The following is a 15338-nucleotide window of genomic DNA, read 5'->3' as shown; positions in this document are numbered from 1 at the left end:
CTACGCAGCAAGCGCCGAAGAACGTGGATGGACGAGATGATCGCGAAGCACCGCGCCGGAGCGGTCGACCTCCTGCATCAGAACGTCATAGCTCCATAGGTCCGCCAGGTGCTGCAACACGCGCTTGGCATCCATATCGTCCAGCATCGCGCCATTCAGCACCGTGTGCTTCAGCAGGAGCCGCCTGTCACCGGCAAGATCGACATCGACGAGTTCGATATGCGGATCGATCCAGCCGACATCGTATTGCCGCGACAGTTCCCGGCGGATACGCCGGTAGCCGCGCTCGTCATGAATGGCGGCAACCCTCAGCCCCTCCTCCTCTTCGGGATCGTCGGTCAGCTGGAAGATGCGCATCTTGCGCATGAGGTGCGGGCTCAGAAACTGCGCCACGAAACTTTCGTCGCGATAATTCGCCCAGAGATCGCGCAGCACCGCCATGGCGTCGCCGGTGCCGGCGATCTCCGGGAACCACTGGCGATCCTCCTCCTCCGGCTTCGTCACGATGCGCTCGATATCCTGCATCATGGCAAAACCGATCGCATAAGGGTTGAGGCCGGAATAGCGGGGATCGTTGAAGGTCGGCTGGAAAACTACATTGGTATGCGACTTCAGGAACTCCAGAAAATCGCCGTCGCCGATACCGCCGAGCTCATGCAGCCTTGTCATGATGCGATAGTGCACATAGGTCGCCGTGCCCTCGTTCATCACCTTGGTCTGGCTCTGCGGATAGAAATACTGCGCCACATGCCGCACGATACGAATGATCTCGCGCTGCCAGGGCTTCAGGCGCGGCGCCATCTTTTCGAGGAAATAGAGGATATTCTCCTGCGGCAGGCCCGCGAGCGCGCGCCGGCGCTCCAGATCGAGATCGTGGGTCTTCTTGCCATGCCCGGTAGGAACCGTGCGCCAGAGATCGTTGAAGATCTTCTCGTCATATTCGCGCCGCTCGCGCTCGCGCTTCTCCTCGTCGCGCAGGTCCGGCGTCTTCTTGCCGGCATAGCGATGCACACCGTGCGACATCAGCGCATGCGCGGCATCGAGCGTGCGCTCGACGGCGGCGTGCCCATACCGCTCCTCGCAGCGCGCGATATAGCTCTTGGCGAAGTTGAGATAATCGAGAATGCCTTCGGCATCCGTCCACAGCTTGAAAAGATAGTTGTTCTTGAAGAAGTGATTGTGACCGAAGGCGGCGTGCGCGATGACGAGCGCCTGCATCGTCGCGCTGTTCTCTTCCATCAGATAGGAGATGCAGGGGGAACTGTTAATGACGATCTCGTAGGCGAGCCCGCGCAAGCCCTTGCGATAAAAGGCCTCGTGATGGGCGAAATGCTTGCCGAAGGACCAATGCTTGTAGAACAGCGGCATGCCGATCGAGGAATAGACATCGAGCATCTGCTCGGCGGTGATGATCTCGATCTGATTGGGATAGACATCGAGGCCGAGTTCGTTGACGGCGATCTTCTCGCAAGCATCGTGAATTCGCTGAATGGTGGCGAAATCCCAGTCCGCGCCTTCGAAAAGCCGCTCCATCGATGCCTCTTTTGCCATCACCCGCTCCTTGTTTCCGCCGTCCGGCGCTGGAAGAGATCGTGGAAAACCGGATAGATCTGGCTGCGGTCGCTGACGCGCCGCATGGAAAGCACCGGCCAGGCCGCCTGCATCCGCTCGTAGAGCGACCAGATCGCCGAACCGGAAGTGATCGCGACACTGCGCGATTCCCCCACTTCGAGATAGGCAAAATATTGGCAGACGGGCAAGATCTCGCTCGTCATGAGTGCTGCCGTCGTCGCATTGTCGGAATAGGCGTTGTCGCCATCGGACGCCTGCGCTGCATAAATGTTCCAGTCCGAGGCCGGGAAGCGATCATGCACGATCCGCCGCATGGCCTCGAGCGCGCTCGAAACCTGCGTGCCGCCCGTCGCAGGGCTGCGGAAAAAGGTCTCTTCGTCCACCTCTTCCGCCACATCCGTATGCCGGATGAAGACGATCTCGACACGCCGATATTGCCGGGTCAGAAAGATGTAGAGCAACATGTAGAAGCGCTTGGCGAGGTCCTTCATGTGTTCGGACATCGAGCCGGATACGTCCATCAGGCAGAACATGACGGCCTGCGCTACCGGTTTCGGCTCGTTCTCGAACCGCCGGTAGCGGATGTCGATCGGATCGATGTAGGGAATGCGCCGGACCTTCGATTCCAGCCTTTTGATCTCGGCTTCGAGCTGTGCCCGGCGCTTTTCGTCCGTGCACTGCTCCGCCTCCTCGATGAGTTTTTCAACCGTTTCCGGTTTCGGACGATGCAGGGCGACGCGGCGCATCATCGCGAGCCGCATGGTGCGGTTGATGGCGAGGTTGGCGGGCGATCCCGTCACCGAATAGCCCGATCGTACCGGGTTGATCTGGTCGGCCGACATCAGCCGCCGCTTGGCAAGGTCGGGCAATTCGAGATCGTCGAGAAAGAGATCGAGGAATTCGTCTCGCGTCAGGATGAAGCGGAAGGCATCCTCGCCGGAGCCCTCCCCGCCGGCGCGCGGGCGGCCGCCGCTGCCTTCCGGCCGTGGAAGGATGTCGCCTTCGATGAAGTCCTTGTTGCCGGGAAGAATATGTTCCTTCAGCCCTTCCGGGCCACGATGGAACCGAGGCTCCTCGGTTCCATCCAGGGGAATGCTGACTTCGCCACCCTTCAAAATATCTTGAATGTCGCGATTTTGAGAGGATTCATACACCGCTCTCTGCACCAGCGCTTTTGCTCTCCGCAAAAACCGTTGACGATTTTCCAAACTTTTTCCGCCTGGGTTCAGGCGTCTGTCAACAATGTGCATTCCTTCTTCCTTGGTGGCTCATCCAGCCTGTTTCACACGCATGTACCATTCCACAAGCCGTCGAACCTGACGCTCGGTATAGCCCCGCGTGACCATACGCTCGACGAATTCGCCATGTTTCTTTTCCGTATCGCCGTCCTTCTTGGACCCAAACGAGATGACGGGCAGAAGATCCTCGACCTGGGAGAACATCCGCTTTTCGATGACTTCGCGGATCTTCTCGTAGCTGGTCCAGGACGGGTTCTTGCCGCCATGGCTTGCGCGTGCCCGCAGGCAGAACTTGACCACCTCATTGCGGAAGTCCTTCGGATTGGCGATGCCTGCCGGCTTTTCGATCTTGGTGAGCTCCTGGTTCAGCAGCTCACGATCAAGAAGCTGGCCGGTATCCGGATCCTTGAAGTCCACATCCTCGATCCAGGCGTCGGCATAGTCGACATAGCGATCGAAAAGGTTCTGGCCGTAATCCGCATAGGATTCCAGATAGGCCTTCTGGATCTCGTTGCCGATGAACTCCGCATAGCGCGGCGCCAGTTCACTCTTGATAAACTCGATATAGAGCTTTTCGGTTTCAAGCGGCAGCTGTTCGCGGCGGATCGCCTGCTCCAGCATGTACATCAGATGCACCGGATCGGCAGCGACTTCCGTCGTATCGTAGTTGAAGGTCGCCGCCAGCACCTTGAAGGCAAAGCGGGTGGAAGCCCCGTCCATGCCTTCGTCGACACCGGCCGCATCGCGGTATTCCTGCACGCTGCGCGCTCGCGGATCGGTCTCCTTCACGCTCTCGCCGTCATAGACGCGAAGCTTGGAGAAAGCCGTCGAGTTCTCGTGCTTGGAAAGCCGCGTCAGAACCGTGAAGCGGGCGAGCGTCTCCAATGTCGACGGCGCGCAGGGCGCATCGCTGAGCTCGGATTCCTCGATCAGCTTCTCATAGATCTTCTGCTCCTCGGTGACCCTGAGGCAATAAGGCACTTTCACCACGCAAATACGGTCGATGAAGGCCTCATTGTTCTTGTTGGACTTGAAGCTCTGCCATTCGGACTCGTTCGAATGCGCAAGAATGATGCCGGAGAAAGGTATCGCACCGATATTTTCAGTGCCGATATAGTTGCCTTCCTGCGTCGCTGTCAGCAACGGGTGCAGCATTTTGATCGGCGCCTTGAACATTTCGACGAATTCGAGAATGCCCTGGTTGGCGCGGTTCAACGCACCGGAATAGCTGTACGCGTCGGGATCGTTCTGCGCCAGGCTCTCGAGCTTGCGGATATCCACCTTGCCGACCAGCGAGGAGATATCCTGGTTGTTCTCATCTCCCGGCTCCGTCTTGGCAACCGCGATTTGCCGCAGCCTGGACGGCTGGATGCGAACAACCTTGAAACGGGAAATATCGCCCTCGAACTCCTCGAGCCGCTTCAGGCACCAGGGACTCATGAGACCGGTCAAACGCCGGCGCGGAATACCGTAGCGCTCCTCGATCATCGCTCCCATTGTGACGGGATCGAAAAGGCTGAGCGGACTTTCAAAGACAGGGCTCAGTTCATTGCCCGCCTTGAGCACGTAGATCGGGTGCACTTCCATCAGCGACTTCAGCCGCTCGGCAAGCGAGGATTTGCCGCCGCCGACGGGACCCAGAAGATAGAGGATCTGCTTGCGCTCCTCCAATCCCTGCGCTGCGTGCCGGAAGAAGGCGACGATGCGTTCGATCGTCTCTTCCATGCCGAAAAAGCCCGAAAACGCCGGATAGGTCCGGATCGTCCGGTTCATGAATATACGCCCAAGTCTCGTATCTTTGGCCGTATCGATCAGCAGGGGTTCGCCCATCGCTGCGAGCAGCCGCTCTGCCGCGTTCGCGTACATGAGCGAGTCATCCCGGCACCCTTCCAGGTATTCGGAGAATGACATCTCGACTTCGCGCCGTGCTTCGAAAGAACGGGCGAACGTGTTAAATAGCACATCGTTGTTTAACATGGCGCCTCGATAGCTTGCTATTGCAATAAACGCCGGACTTAACGAGATCACTTATCCCGCTAGTATCTAAGGTGCGGTATCAGTCGCTTCGAATCAATAGGTGATCTGTCAATAATTCGTACGCTTGATTCCGAATGTCATCAATATCTTGATGGGACCATGCACCGAATTAATGAAACACAACCACAAGATTGAAGATATCAAAACACTGCACGCAAAAAGTTTCGCTTCCCATAATCGGGAATGCCCCAATCGGGTATCCATCCAAAAACCCGACCTGAGCCAGGAAACGATCAAAGCCAGCGTCGAGTTTCATTGTCCGCATGATTGGGGAGAAAAGATGGTGCCCAGAGCCGGAATCGAACCAGCGACACGCGGATTTTCAATCCGCTGCTCTACCAACTGAGCTATCTGGGCATCCGAGCTTCGCGTCGAAGGAAAAGCCTTTGAGAGGCCTTGGGCGGTTGGTTCGCCCCGGAAGCGAGCGGGGTTATAGCATCTTGTTCGGCCATGTCCAGCCGCAAATGACTCTTTTTTGACAGGAAATCGAATTTTGCCGATTCGCGAACAAAATGAAGGAGTTCGCAAGGTCGAACCTCCCTGGGAAATGGCGCTCAGTCCTGATCGGAGCCGTCGGCCTTGGTCTCATCCTCGGTCACGGGGATGGCGTAGGAGCCGTTGAGCCAGCGTGAAAGATCGACGGAGCGGCAGCGATCCGAACAGAAAGGATAGTGTTCGCGCACCGAAGGGCGGCCGCATTCCGGACAGGGACGCGTCTTTCGCAGCGGTTCGACCTTCGAACCGACCTTGATATCCTCACCCTTCGTCATGATCGCTATCCTTCCTGCCACTCGGCATGGACGTCGAAGCCCTCGCCCGCAAGCAGCAGCATGGTTTCATAAAGCGGCAATCCGACGACATTGGTGTAGGATCCCACAAGTTTCTGCACGAAGGAGCCGGCAAGGCCCTGGATGCCGTAAGCACCGGCTTTGCCGCGCCACTGGCCGGAGGCGAGATACATCTCGATGTCGCGGCTCGACAGGCGCTTGAAGCGTACCTTGGTTTCGACGACCTTCTGACGGGCCTTGCGATCCGGCGTAATCAGGCAAATGCCGGTATAGACGACATGGCCGCGGCCGGAGAGCAGATGCAAGGCCGCAGCCGCTTCATCGATAAACTCCGCCTTTGGCAGAATGCGGCGCCCGACGGCAACCACCGTATCGGCAGAGAGAATATAGCTCCCTTGCCAGGCGGCATCGCTCTTGACGGCGGCAAAGGCGGCATCGCCTTTTTCAGCCGAAAGCCGCCGCGCCAGCGAGCGCGGATGCTCCGACTTCTTCGGCGTCTCGTCGATATCCATCGGCATGAGGCGCGCCGGCTCTATGCCTGACTGATGCAGGAGCTCGACGCGACGCGGCGATCCGGAGGCCAGTATCAGCTTGTGTTTCAACGCCATCAGATCTCGACCTGTCATGCGGGAATGAGAACCGGTTCTGGAGCACGATGCCGAAAAGTGTCAGCGGTTTTCGGCATCATGCTCTGATTCTATGATTCCAGAACGGCGGGACTATTTGAAACGATAGGTGATGCGGCCCTTGGTCAGGTCGTAAGGGGTCATTTCCACCAGCACCTTGTCGCCCGCCAGAACGCGGATGCGGTTCTTGCGCATGCGGCCTGCAGTGTGGGCGATGATCTCGTGCTCGTTTTCCAGCTTCACGCGAAAGGTCGCGTTCGGCAGGAGTTCGGTGACGACACCGGGAAATTCGAGGACTTCTTCTTTCGGCATTAAAGCTTCTTTTCCTGTCGGTTGGGCCGGCGCCCATGCCAAAAAAGCGGGGGTCGCCAGAAATTTGCGCGGAAACTACACAATCGCCGCGGTTTTGTGAACCTCGTTGATAAGGGTTTCTGCATTTGTTTCATGCGCAGTTCTAAAGCGAGCCGCGATGTTCCACCAGCCTGCTCTCGATCAGGCCGAGAAGATAGTCCCGCACCCCGCGATAGGCATCCAGAACCTGCTCGCGCGTTCCGTCCGTCGCGGACGGGTCTATTGTCGGCCAATAGATCACATCGACGGCGTTCGCCCGCGTCAGTTCCAGCGCGGCATGATGCGCCTCGGGAGACAGCGTGATGATGACATCGAAGAAATCATCCTCCAGTTCCTCCATGGTCTGCGGCTGGCGGCGGCCGAGCGAAAGCCCGATCTCGCCCAGCACGATATCGACGAAGGGATTGCGCTCGCCGGCACGCACCCCCGCCGAGGCGATATAGGTGCCCTGCGGCAGCATGCTGCGCGCCATCGCCTCGGCCATGGGCGAGCGGATGGCATTGAGGCCGCACATGAAGAGGATGGCGCCGGGGGATTTGCCCCCGGGCGACCTGCCATTGTGCGCGATCGCCTGCGGCTCGCCCATATCGGTCACCCGCGCCAATAGAGCACGCAGACGAGCGTGAAAAGCCGGCGCGCCGTGTCGAAATCCACCGTGATCTTGCCGTTCAGCCGGTCCATCAGCGTCTGCGAGCCTTCGTTGTGGATGCCGCGCCGGCCCATGTCGATCGCTTCGATGCGGCTTGGCGTGGCGGAGCGGATCGCCTCGTAATAGCTCTCGCAGATCATGAAGTAATCCTTCACGATCCGGCGGAACGGCGTCAGCGACAGGATATGGGTGGCGACAACGCTGCCATCTTCCATGCGGATGTCGAAGACCAGCTTCTGGTCGACCAGCGAAAGATTGAGCAGATAAGGCCCGCCCGGATGTCCGACGGGCGCGAAGCTGTTTTCCTCGATCAGGTCGAAAATGGCGACGGCGCGCTCATGCTCGACATCGGGCGTCGAGCGGCCGATCGTGTCGTCCAGGACCACATCGCTCAGCCGGAAGACGCCCTTGGCCATGCCTTACCCCTCGAGATTGAGGCGGATCGCGACCGATCGCGCATGTGCGTCCAGCCCCTCGGAATTGGCAAGCGCGATCGCCGCCGGCCCGAGGGCGCGAAGCTGCTCCGGCCCAAGCCGCAGGATCGAGGTGCGCTTGACGAAATCGAGCACGGAAAGGCCGGAGGAGAAACGCGCCGAGCGCGCCGTCGGCAGCACATGGTTCGAGCCGCCGACATAGTCGCCGATCACCTCCGGCGTATGACGGCCGACGAAGATCGCGCCCGCATTGCGGACACCGGCCAAAAGCGGGTCGGGATCGTCGACCGCAAGCTCCAGATGCTCGGCGGCGATGCGGTTGGCAAGCGGTATCGCCTGCTTCAGATCGGAGACCAGGATGATGGCCCCGAAATCCCGCCAGCTCGTTGCCGCGGTCTGCGAGCGGCTGAGCCGCTTCAGCTGCCGCTCGACCGCGGCTTCCACCGCCTTGCCGAATTCGGCATCGTCGGTGATCAAGATCGATTGCGCACTTTCGTCATGCTCGGCCTGCGCAAGAAGATCGGCGGCGATCCAGTCCGGATCGTTGTTCTTGTCGGCGATGACGAGCACTTCCGATGGACCGGCGATCATGTCGATACCGACCGTACCGAAAACCTGGCGCTTGGCTGCCGCCACATAGGCATTGCCGGGACCGGTGATCTTGTAGACCGGTTCGATCGTCGCCGTGCCATAGGCGAGTGCGGCGATCGCCTGCGCGCCGCCGATGCGGTAGATTTCCTCGACGCCGGCCATGCGCGCCGCCGCAAGCACGGCCGGATTGACGGCGCCGCCCGTTGCCGGCACGACGATGACGATACGCTCGACGCCGGCGACCTTGGCCGGAACGGCATTCATCAGCACCGAACTCGGATAACTCGCCGTGCCGCCGGGCACATAGAGGCCGACGGCCTCGATGGCCGTCCAGCGAGACCCCAGGCCGACGCCCAGATCGTCTTCATAGATGTCGTCCTTCGGCAGCTGCCGGCGGTGATGCGATTCGATGCGGGTGGCGGCGACCTTCAGCGCGCCAAGCACTTCGGCCGGAACAGCCTCGATCGCCGCATCGATCTCGGCTTCGCCGACGCGCATCGGTGTCGTGGCGAAATCGACGCCGTCGAACTTTTTGGAATAGTCCGCAAGGGCGGCATCGCCGCGCGCCCGCACATCCTCGATGATGCCGCGCACGACGGTATTCACATCCTCGGACACTTCCCGCTTGGTCGTCAGGAATGCGGCGAACTGCTGCTCGAACCCTTCCGACGCCTGATCCAGCCAGATAGCCAAACTGATATTCCCTTCCATCGAGACCGCCTGCAGCGGCCGTATCCAAAACCCTTATAAGCCTACTCGCCGGCGTCGGGATGACGAGGCTTGTGCGTCGTTTCCCATGCACCGCCGATATCCGCGAGCTGGGCCTCGATGCATTCGACATCGAGCACGATCGTGGCGTTGGCGGCAAGGGCAAGCTCGACCGTGCCGTCCGGCCCCTCGCCCTTCCGTTCGAAGCGGATCGCGAGCAGCGACAGCACCTCGTCGCGCTTGCGCCGGTCGATGCCGTTGGAGCGCACGGCCTTGACGCGCTTGAACACCAGCGCGGAACGATGGCGTTCGTAAGGCTTGCGGCGCCGATCGGACCGCTCCCAGACAAAGCGATTGGCCGCAAGCGAAAACTGCTCCTGCTTCGGGGCAAAGGACATGTCGCCGACCTTGAAGACGCTATCCTGCATGTAAGCGGAGATGACATCCAGGTCCTCGGTGTCGAGTGCCATTAGCTTGAGATCGCTCATTCGTCCTTTGTCCCCGATTGCGCCGGTCAAACGCCGCGGCAAAACATCATTGCCGACGTTTCTTCATTGTGGACATAGGATGCGGGCGCAAAAGACGCAACTGGAGAAAGCGGGCTTGCCCGCTCTCTCCGCGTCATCGGACGGAATTAGGACATGTCGGGCAAACTCTGTCGCGGTTTTGCGACAGAGGCAGGCCTCAGTCACTGATGCGCTCGACCACGGCGCCGCAGCGTGTCAGCTTGTCTTCCAGCCGCTCGAAGCCACGATCCAGATGATAGATGCGAGACACCACCGTCTCGCCTTCTGCGGCAAGGCCGGCAATGACGAGCGAGACGGAAGCGCGAAGGTCGGTCGCCATGACAGGCGCCCCCTTCAGCTTCTCGACGCCTTCGATGCGGGCCGTCTGGCCGGAAAGCGAAATCTTGGCGCCGAGGCGGGCCAGCTCCTGCACATGCATGAAGCGGTTTTCGAAAATGGTCTCGGTGATGTGCGAGACGCCCGAAGAACGGGTCATCAGCGCCATGAACTGCGCCTGCAGGTCGGTCGGGAAGCCGGGGAACGGATCCGTGACGACGTCGACCGGCTGGATGCCGCCGCCATTGCGCATGACGCGGATGCCGTTATTGGTCGGCGAAACCACAGCGCCGGCACGGCGCAGGCTCTCGAGCGCGGTGTCGAGCAGCGCGACATCGGTATTTTCCAGCGTGACATCGCCGCCGGCCATGGCGACCGCCATGGCATAGGTGCCGGTCTCGATACGGTCGGGCAGCACGCGATGGCGCGCGCCGGAGAGGGAGGTGACACCCTCGATGGTGATCGTGCTGGTACCGGCGCCGGAAATCTTGGCGCCCATGGCGATCAGGCAGTTGGCAAGATCGACGATCTCGGGCTCGCGAGCGGCATTGCCGATGACGGTGGTGCCGCGGGCAAGCGTGGCGGCCATCATCAGCACATGCGTCGCGCCGACGGAAACCTTGGGGAAGACATAGCGGGCGCCGATGAGCCCGCCCTTCGGCGCGGTGGCGTTGATATAGCCGGCGTCGATTTCCATTGTGGCGCCGAGCGCCTGCAGGCCTTCGATGAAGAGATCGACCGGCCGCGTGCCGATGGCGCAGCCGCCCGGCAGCGAGACGCGCGCCTGACCCTCGCGGGCGAGCAGCGGCCCGATGACCCAGAAGCTCGCGCGCATCTTGGCGACCAGCTCATAAGGTGCTGTGGTATCGACGATGGTGCGGCAGGTGAAATGGATGGTGCGGGAATAGCCGTCTTCCTGGCGCTCGCGCCGGCCGTTGACGGCGACATCGACGCCGTGATTGCCGAGAATGCGCATGAGCAGCTCGACATCGGCCAGATGCGGCACGTTTTCAAGCGTCAGGGTATCGCTGGTCAGAAGCGAGGCGATCATCAGCGGCAGGGCGGCATTCTTGGCGCCGGAGATCGGAATGATACCGTTGAGCTCATTGCCGCCGACAATCCTGATACGATCCATATAAGCAATACGGGCGAGGCCCGCCTTTCCTGAAGTTCCGAACGCCCAAGTTTTACGCGCCTGATTTCGGGCACTTGGTAAAAGGCGCTCTTTAGACGAAATAGATTAACGCATCAATTCGTTTGATGATGGGCGACATCAATCATCGCGATTCGTCCCTTTTTGCGGCGGCATCCGCGCTATCCACAGGCTTTGCGGCCGGCAATCCATCGGTTTCGTCGGCCTGGCCTGCCCGCCGCGCCCGCACCTGCTGCTTGCGCCGAGAGAGATTCTCGCGCAGCTTCTGCGCCGCGCGCTCGCGGCGCCGATCCGCTTCCGTAACCTGTTTGCTTCCCACGGGCTCGCCGGCCCCGTCACCGACCCCACTGGGCGCCGAACCTCCCTGCAAAGCCCGCTCATCATCGATTTTCGTCTTGTCCGCACCCATATCTTCCTCATAGCGGAAAACCTTGAGTGTCAAAAGACCGACACATTTTTTCCAGCTATCTTTCAAAGAACTTGCAATTTGCGGCTTGCACTCCGCCCCGACCTATGGCAATAGCCGCCTCGCCCAATACGGCGCATCACACTGCGCCACGGAATGCTGCTATAGCTCAGGGGTAGAGCACTCCCTTGGTAAGGGAGAGGCCGAGAGTTCAAATCTCTCTAGCAGCACCAGCCTATCCCCCAGAAATCGTTCATTTATCGAGCTTTATGGCTTTTGTAACCGCTTTTTTGGTACACCAGAGCGGTACAGAAGGCCAAGGGCCGCAACTCCCTGTCCAGACTAGCCCTTGGTGTCAGTGAACGTTGGTGCAAGGCCAAGGGCCGCGCCAGGGGCTGAAGCCCCGCGAGATTTGGGCAGTGACGCTATGGCTCGAACAATCCCGTCATCAGGGTTGTTGCAAAGCATTGCAGTCGTCGGAGCTGACCTCCGCTCCAGTAAAAGATTGGATCGCATCAGCGATCGATTGGGAATTCGTTCAGTTCAATCACTCCGATCCACACGATAGAGCTGTCGGGCTGACGACCGTCTCTTGCATGCTAATTTTTAAAGCGCTAATTTACGCAAGACTTAGTTGCATCAATCGGCACCTCGATTCGTCAGTGCCGGTAGCTGAGGGGGCGATTTTCCGATTTAACATGATTTTGAATCATCGCGTTACCCGTGTGACCGTAGGACTTTTGCTTCTCATGGTGGCGATCATCGTTTGGCTGCCCGGATTGACCGGCTTCACGAGTCTTGATGGCGCTGTCAACGCACGCTTCGCTGTGGTGAACGCCCCCATTGATGGAGTGATAACGGGAGAACCCGTCAAGGTGGGCGCTCCGGTAAAGGAGGGGCAGACGCTCGCGGAGATCAGCAATTCGCGTGTGAACCGTGCGATCTTCGCTTCTTTGGAGGCGGATCGCAACACGGCTCGCGATCGAGTCGTGGCTTTGCAGAAGGAACGAGACGAACTCAGTCAGCTTCGCCAAGAATTGGCTAAGCGCTTGGAGATCTTCAAACAAGCCACGATCTCGAACCTGGAACGCGAGGTCGATATCCTGCAGAAGCGGGTGCAAGTATCGCAAGCCCAGGACCTTGCCGCACAAGTCGATCTGAATCGCCGGATGGAACTCGAATCAAAAGGTATTCTGACGCAGAAGATGGTTGACGCGGCACGCGCGGCTGGAGCGGCGACCGGTGGCGAGGTCGAGATCAGCAATCTGACGGTCGATCAGTTGCAGAAAAGATTGAATGCGGTCCGGCAAGGGATTTTCGTCTTCGGCGATGGTCAAAACGACGTCCCCTATTCACGGCAACGCGAGGACGAGGTTGTTATACATATCAACGACTTGAACTCACGGATAGCGGAAAATGAAACGCGGGTCACGGAGGTTGAAAGGCAGCTCGTCGAAGAAGGCAAACGCGTTAGCAGCCTTGAAACAGCAACTGCGACCGCGCCGTTCGATGGTGTGGTTTGGAGCAGGACCGTCGTCAATGGCTCCAACGTCGTACTCAACAATGAGCTGATGCGCCTCCTCGACTGCCGGGAACTGTACGTCGACATTCTTGTTCCGGAGGTTGACTATGATGAAATTCACACAGGACTTCCCGCGGAGGTGCGACTACTCGGCCGCAGTGATGTATTCACCGGTACGGTCGTTTCCCTGAAGGGCAGCTCCGCAGCCGTCGAGACGGATTCTTATGTCGCCACTCTGCCGACAACAACACAGCGCGACGCCCGCATTCGCGTCCGTCTCGATCCGTCCTTCATGAATGATGATTTTGCCAATTTCTGTCAGGTGGGGCGCACCGTGCAGGTGCGGTTCTCAAAGCATCGCATCGGCTTAGTGAGATGGGTTAAGAACCTGTGGTTCAGTATCTTCTAGCGCTGACACCGACCTTTCTCGTCTTGGCCTTCTTTTTCCTCGGGCCATTCAATTGGTCGCGTCAACATACCTGGACACGGACGGTGACCTGCGCGTTCGTTGGGGCGATTGCTTTGCGCTATATGCTTTGGCGGCTGACGCAAACCGTTCTTCCCTATCCCAACGACGGCCTCAATTTTTATTGGGTCTGGCTTCTGTTCATCGTCGAAACGCTGGCTTTCATAGAGGTCGTGATTTTCCTTGTGCTGATGAGCCGGTACGTCGACCGCAGTGCCGAAGCAGACAGGCTGGCCCATATCTTCTTTGCGCGCGACAAGTCAGAACTGCCGACGGTGGATGTTTTCATCCCCACCTACAACGAGCCCCTCGACGTGCTTGAGCGGACCATCATCGGGGCGCTATCGCTCGACTACCCCGCCGGCAAGCTGAAGGTCTATGTGCTCGACGATCAGCGCCGGGATTGGCTCAAGGCCTTTTGCGACGAAAAGAATGCAATCCACGTCACGCGCCCTGACAATACGCATGCCAAGGCAGGCAACATGAACAACGGGCTTAAAGTCAGCTCGGGCGATTTCGTGGCGATTTTCGACGCGGATTTCGTGCCCTATAGGCATTTTCTGCGCCGAACGCTGCCCTTCTTTTCGGATGAGAGCATTGGCATCGTCCAGACGCCGCAACATTTCTTCAATGTCGATCCCGTGCAGTCGAACCTCGGTCTGGAAAATATCTGGCCGGACGAGCAGCGATTGTTTTTTGACGAGATCGCGCCCAGCAGAGACGTTTGGGATGTTAGCTTTTGCTGCGGCTCGTGTTCGATTGCCCGCCGCAAGGCGGTCGACGCAATTGGCGGTTTTCCAACCGAATCCATTACGGAAGACCTGCTGACCACGCTTTCGATGCTCAACAGGGGCTACAAGACGCGCTATTTGAATGAGCGCCTGTCGATGGGGCTGGCCGCCGAGAACCTGACCGGATATTTCGTGCAGCGCGAGCGTTGGTGTCAGGGCGGCATTCAAACCCTTTATCTGCACAATGGACCATTGCGCGGCCCCGGATTGTCGCTCTTCCAACGGATCATGTTCCTGCCAATGTCATGGCTGGTGCAATATCTCGTCCGCTTCATGATATTGCTCGTCCCGATCGTTTATCTCTGGTTCGGCATGCTGCCGCTTTATTTCACCAATATAGCCGACTACGTTTCTTATCAGATGCCGCTGTTGGCCGCCTATTTCCTTCTCATGCTGTGGATTACGCCGACCCGTTATTTGCCGGTGATTTCGAGCGCGGTCGGCACCTTTGCCACCTTCCGCATGCTGCCGACCGTCGTCTCAAGCCTGGTGCGGCCGTTCGGCAAACCGTTTCGGGTAACGCCCAAAGGCACCGGTAACGAAGCGAACAAGTTCGACGGCTATAGTTTCGCCTGGATCGCCGCACTGATTGCGATCACCGCCTTGGGCACGTTGGTCAATATCGTGCCGGAGACCAGCCATGTTCAGGGCCAGTTTTCGCCGATTGCGGCCTGTTGGTCGGGCATCAATATCGTCGTCCTGGTAATCGCATCCCTTATCTGCTTTGAGAAACCCCGGCGGCTGTTCCATGCCTTCAAACTCAATGAAGCTGCCAGCGTGGACGGTGTGGCGGGCCGTGTCGTCAGTCTAGCCCTGGACAAGGCGGTCGTCGCGGTCCCGGTCGAAACGCGTTTTCAATCCCGATGGGTCACGCTCCGGCTTGACGGCTTTGCGCCGATTGAGGCGGAACTGAAGCAAGTGACCCAACGAGGCCGCAGCATGGCCCGTGGCGGCGACAGGCAAGACTATTACCTGCATCTCCACTTCCAGCTCCAAGGCTCCGCCCGTGATAACATGATCATCAAGCTTTATACCGGCCGCTATTCGCAAGACGTTCCCGACATCGACAAGGTAGCCGTTTCCATCAACCTCCTTCTGCGGTCATTCGGGCGAACACGCACACTCTAACCGCACGCCGCGCGGCCATCCGCAAACACGGCAGCG

General features: G+C 59.2%; 14 protein-coding genes and 2 tRNA genes. 3 read left to right on the top strand and 13 right to left on the bottom strand.

Annotation, left to right across the window (positions count from 1 at the left end):
- The 13 genes from Q4Q11_RS02660 to Q4Q11_RS02600 form a co-directional block, all read right to left on the bottom strand.
- Nucleotides 1–1551, bottom strand: a complete 1551-nt coding sequence (locus Q4Q11_RS02660) for a SpoVR family protein (RefSeq protein WP_498568517.1) — start codon at nucleotides 1549–1551, stop codon at nucleotides 1–3.
- On the bottom strand, nucleotides 1551–2822 hold the full coding sequence (locus Q4Q11_RS02655) for a YeaH/YhbH family protein (RefSeq protein ID WP_113216515.1): 1272 nt from the start codon (nucleotides 2820–2822) through the stop codon (nucleotides 1551–1553). Before Q4Q11_RS02655 ends, Q4Q11_RS02660 begins: the two co-directional genes overlap by 1 nt.
- Before the next feature lie 18 nt (nucleotides 2823–2840).
- Complete coding sequence (locus Q4Q11_RS02650; protein WP_112502699.1) at nucleotides 2841–4787, bottom strand: PrkA family serine protein kinase; 1947 nt, start codon at nucleotides 4785–4787, stop codon at nucleotides 2841–2843.
- Nucleotides 4788–5128: 341 nt separating this feature from the next.
- A tRNA-Phe gene (locus Q4Q11_RS02645) sits at nucleotides 5129–5204 on the bottom strand.
- A gap of 197 nt (nucleotides 5205–5401) precedes the next feature.
- A complete protein-coding gene (gene yacG / locus Q4Q11_RS02640) occupies nucleotides 5402–5617 on the bottom strand; it encodes a DNA gyrase inhibitor YacG (protein ID WP_112502697.1) in 216 nt (71 codons plus the stop codon).
- A 5-nt stretch (nucleotides 5618–5622) separates the two neighbouring features.
- Nucleotides 5623–6243 carry a Maf-like protein gene (locus tag Q4Q11_RS02635; RefSeq protein ID WP_498568516.1) on the bottom strand — a complete coding sequence of 207 codons (621 nt, stop codon included), beginning with the start codon at nucleotides 6241–6243 and terminating at the stop codon, nucleotides 5623–5625.
- 111 nt (nucleotides 6244–6354) lie between these two features.
- Nucleotides 6355–6573 (bottom strand): translation initiation factor IF-1, encoded by a 219-nt coding sequence (infA, locus tag Q4Q11_RS02630; RefSeq protein ID WP_004117876.1) that lies wholly within the window; start codon nucleotides 6571–6573, stop codon nucleotides 6355–6357.
- Nucleotides 6574–6715: 142 nt separating this feature from the next.
- On the bottom strand, nucleotides 6716–7198 hold the full coding sequence (locus tag Q4Q11_RS02625; protein WP_113216517.1) for an arsenate-mycothiol transferase ArsC: 483 nt from the start codon (nucleotides 7196–7198) through the stop codon (nucleotides 6716–6718).
- 5 nt (nucleotides 7199–7203) lie between these two features.
- On the bottom strand, nucleotides 7204–7677 hold the full coding sequence (locus Q4Q11_RS02620; protein ID WP_112502691.1) for a UPF0262 family protein: 474 nt from the start codon (nucleotides 7675–7677) through the stop codon (nucleotides 7204–7206).
- A gap of 3 nt (nucleotides 7678–7680) precedes the next feature.
- Nucleotides 7681–8979 (bottom strand): histidinol dehydrogenase, encoded by a 1299-nt coding sequence (gene hisD / locus Q4Q11_RS02615; protein WP_498568552.1) that lies wholly within the window; start codon nucleotides 8977–8979, stop codon nucleotides 7681–7683.
- A 59-nt stretch (nucleotides 8980–9038) separates the two neighbouring features.
- The gene (locus Q4Q11_RS02610) at nucleotides 9039–9482 is read right to left on the bottom strand and encodes a DUF2948 family protein (protein WP_498568515.1); all 444 of its coding nucleotides are present in this window, start codon (nucleotides 9480–9482) and stop codon (nucleotides 9039–9041) included.
- A gap of 196 nt (nucleotides 9483–9678) precedes the next feature.
- Complete coding sequence (gene murA, locus Q4Q11_RS02605) at nucleotides 9679–10971, bottom strand: UDP-N-acetylglucosamine 1-carboxyvinyltransferase (RefSeq protein WP_113216519.1); 1293 nt, start codon at nucleotides 10969–10971, stop codon at nucleotides 9679–9681.
- 142 nt (nucleotides 10972–11113) lie between these two features.
- The gene (locus Q4Q11_RS02600; protein ID WP_498568514.1) at nucleotides 11114–11398 is read right to left on the bottom strand and encodes a hypothetical protein; all 285 of its coding nucleotides are present in this window, start codon (nucleotides 11396–11398) and stop codon (nucleotides 11114–11116) included.
- Between the two features lie 155 nt (nucleotides 11399–11553).
- Here Q4Q11_RS02600 and Q4Q11_RS02595 point away from each other — a divergent pair.
- The 3 genes from Q4Q11_RS02595 (at nucleotide 11554) to Q4Q11_RS02585 (ending at nucleotide 15302) form a co-directional block, all read left to right on the top strand.
- Nucleotides 11554–11628 (top strand) — tRNA-Thr (locus Q4Q11_RS02595).
- A 465-nt stretch (nucleotides 11629–12093) separates the two neighbouring features.
- Complete coding sequence (locus Q4Q11_RS02590) at nucleotides 12094–13326, top strand: HlyD family secretion protein (RefSeq protein WP_498568551.1); 1233 nt, start codon at nucleotides 12094–12096, stop codon at nucleotides 13324–13326.
- Nucleotides 13308–15302 (top strand): glycosyltransferase family 2 protein, encoded by a 1995-nt coding sequence (locus tag Q4Q11_RS02585; RefSeq protein WP_498568513.1) that lies wholly within the window; start codon nucleotides 13308–13310, stop codon nucleotides 15300–15302. The genes Q4Q11_RS02590 and Q4Q11_RS02585 overlap by 19 nt, the downstream gene beginning before the upstream one ends.
- Nucleotides 15303–15338 lie beyond the last annotated feature (36 nt).

This window comes from Rhizobium sp. UFLA01-1127 (assembly GCF_059803845.1).
Note: the sequence above shows the minus strand (reverse complement) of the source record. Positions and strands in the feature narration are given on the sequence as shown.

What these genes read in the sequence shown, in the direction of transcription:
- Q4Q11_RS02650 (WP_112502699.1), bottom strand. Translation starts at nt 4,787, where the DNA reads ATGTTAAACAACGATGTGCTATTTAACACGTTCGCCCGTTCTTTCGAA.
- Q4Q11_RS02625 (WP_113216517.1), bottom strand. Translation starts at nt 7,198, where the DNA reads ATGGGCGAGCCGCAGGCGATCGCGCACAATGGCAGGTCGCCCGGGGGC.
- Q4Q11_RS02590 (WP_498568551.1), top strand. Translation starts at nt 12,094, where the DNA reads ATGATTTTGAATCATCGCGTTACCCGTGTGACCGTAGGACTTTTGCTT.
- yacG (WP_112502697.1), bottom strand. Translation starts at nt 5,617, where the DNA reads ATGACGAAGGGTGAGGATATCAAGGTCGGTTCGAAGGTCGAACCGCTG.
- infA (WP_004117876.1), bottom strand. Translation starts at nt 6,573, where the DNA reads ATGCCGAAAGAAGAAGTCCTCGAATTTCCCGGTGTCGTCACCGAACTC.
- Q4Q11_RS02635 (WP_498568516.1), bottom strand. Translation starts at nt 6,243, where the DNA reads ATGGCGTTGAAACACAAGCTGATACTGGCCTCCGGATCGCCGCGTCGC.
- Q4Q11_RS02660 (WP_498568517.1), bottom strand. Translation starts at nt 1,551, where the DNA reads ATGGCAAAAGAGGCATCGATGGAGCGGCTTTTCGAAGGCGCGGACTGG.
- Q4Q11_RS02600 (WP_498568514.1), bottom strand. Translation starts at nt 11,398, where the DNA reads ATGGGTGCGGACAAGACGAAAATCGATGATGAGCGGGCTTTGCAGGGA.
- Q4Q11_RS02655 (WP_113216515.1), bottom strand. Translation starts at nt 2,822, where the DNA reads ATGCACATTGTTGACAGACGCCTGAACCCAGGCGGAAAAAGTTTGGAA.
- Q4Q11_RS02610 (WP_498568515.1), bottom strand. Translation starts at nt 9,482, where the DNA reads ATGAGCGATCTCAAGCTAATGGCACTCGACACCGAGGACCTGGATGTC.
- murA (WP_113216519.1), bottom strand. Translation starts at nt 10,971, where the DNA reads ATGGATCGTATCAGGATTGTCGGCGGCAATGAGCTCAACGGTATCATT.
- Q4Q11_RS02620 (WP_112502691.1), bottom strand. Translation starts at nt 7,677, where the DNA reads ATGGCCAAGGGCGTCTTCCGGCTGAGCGATGTGGTCCTGGACGACACG.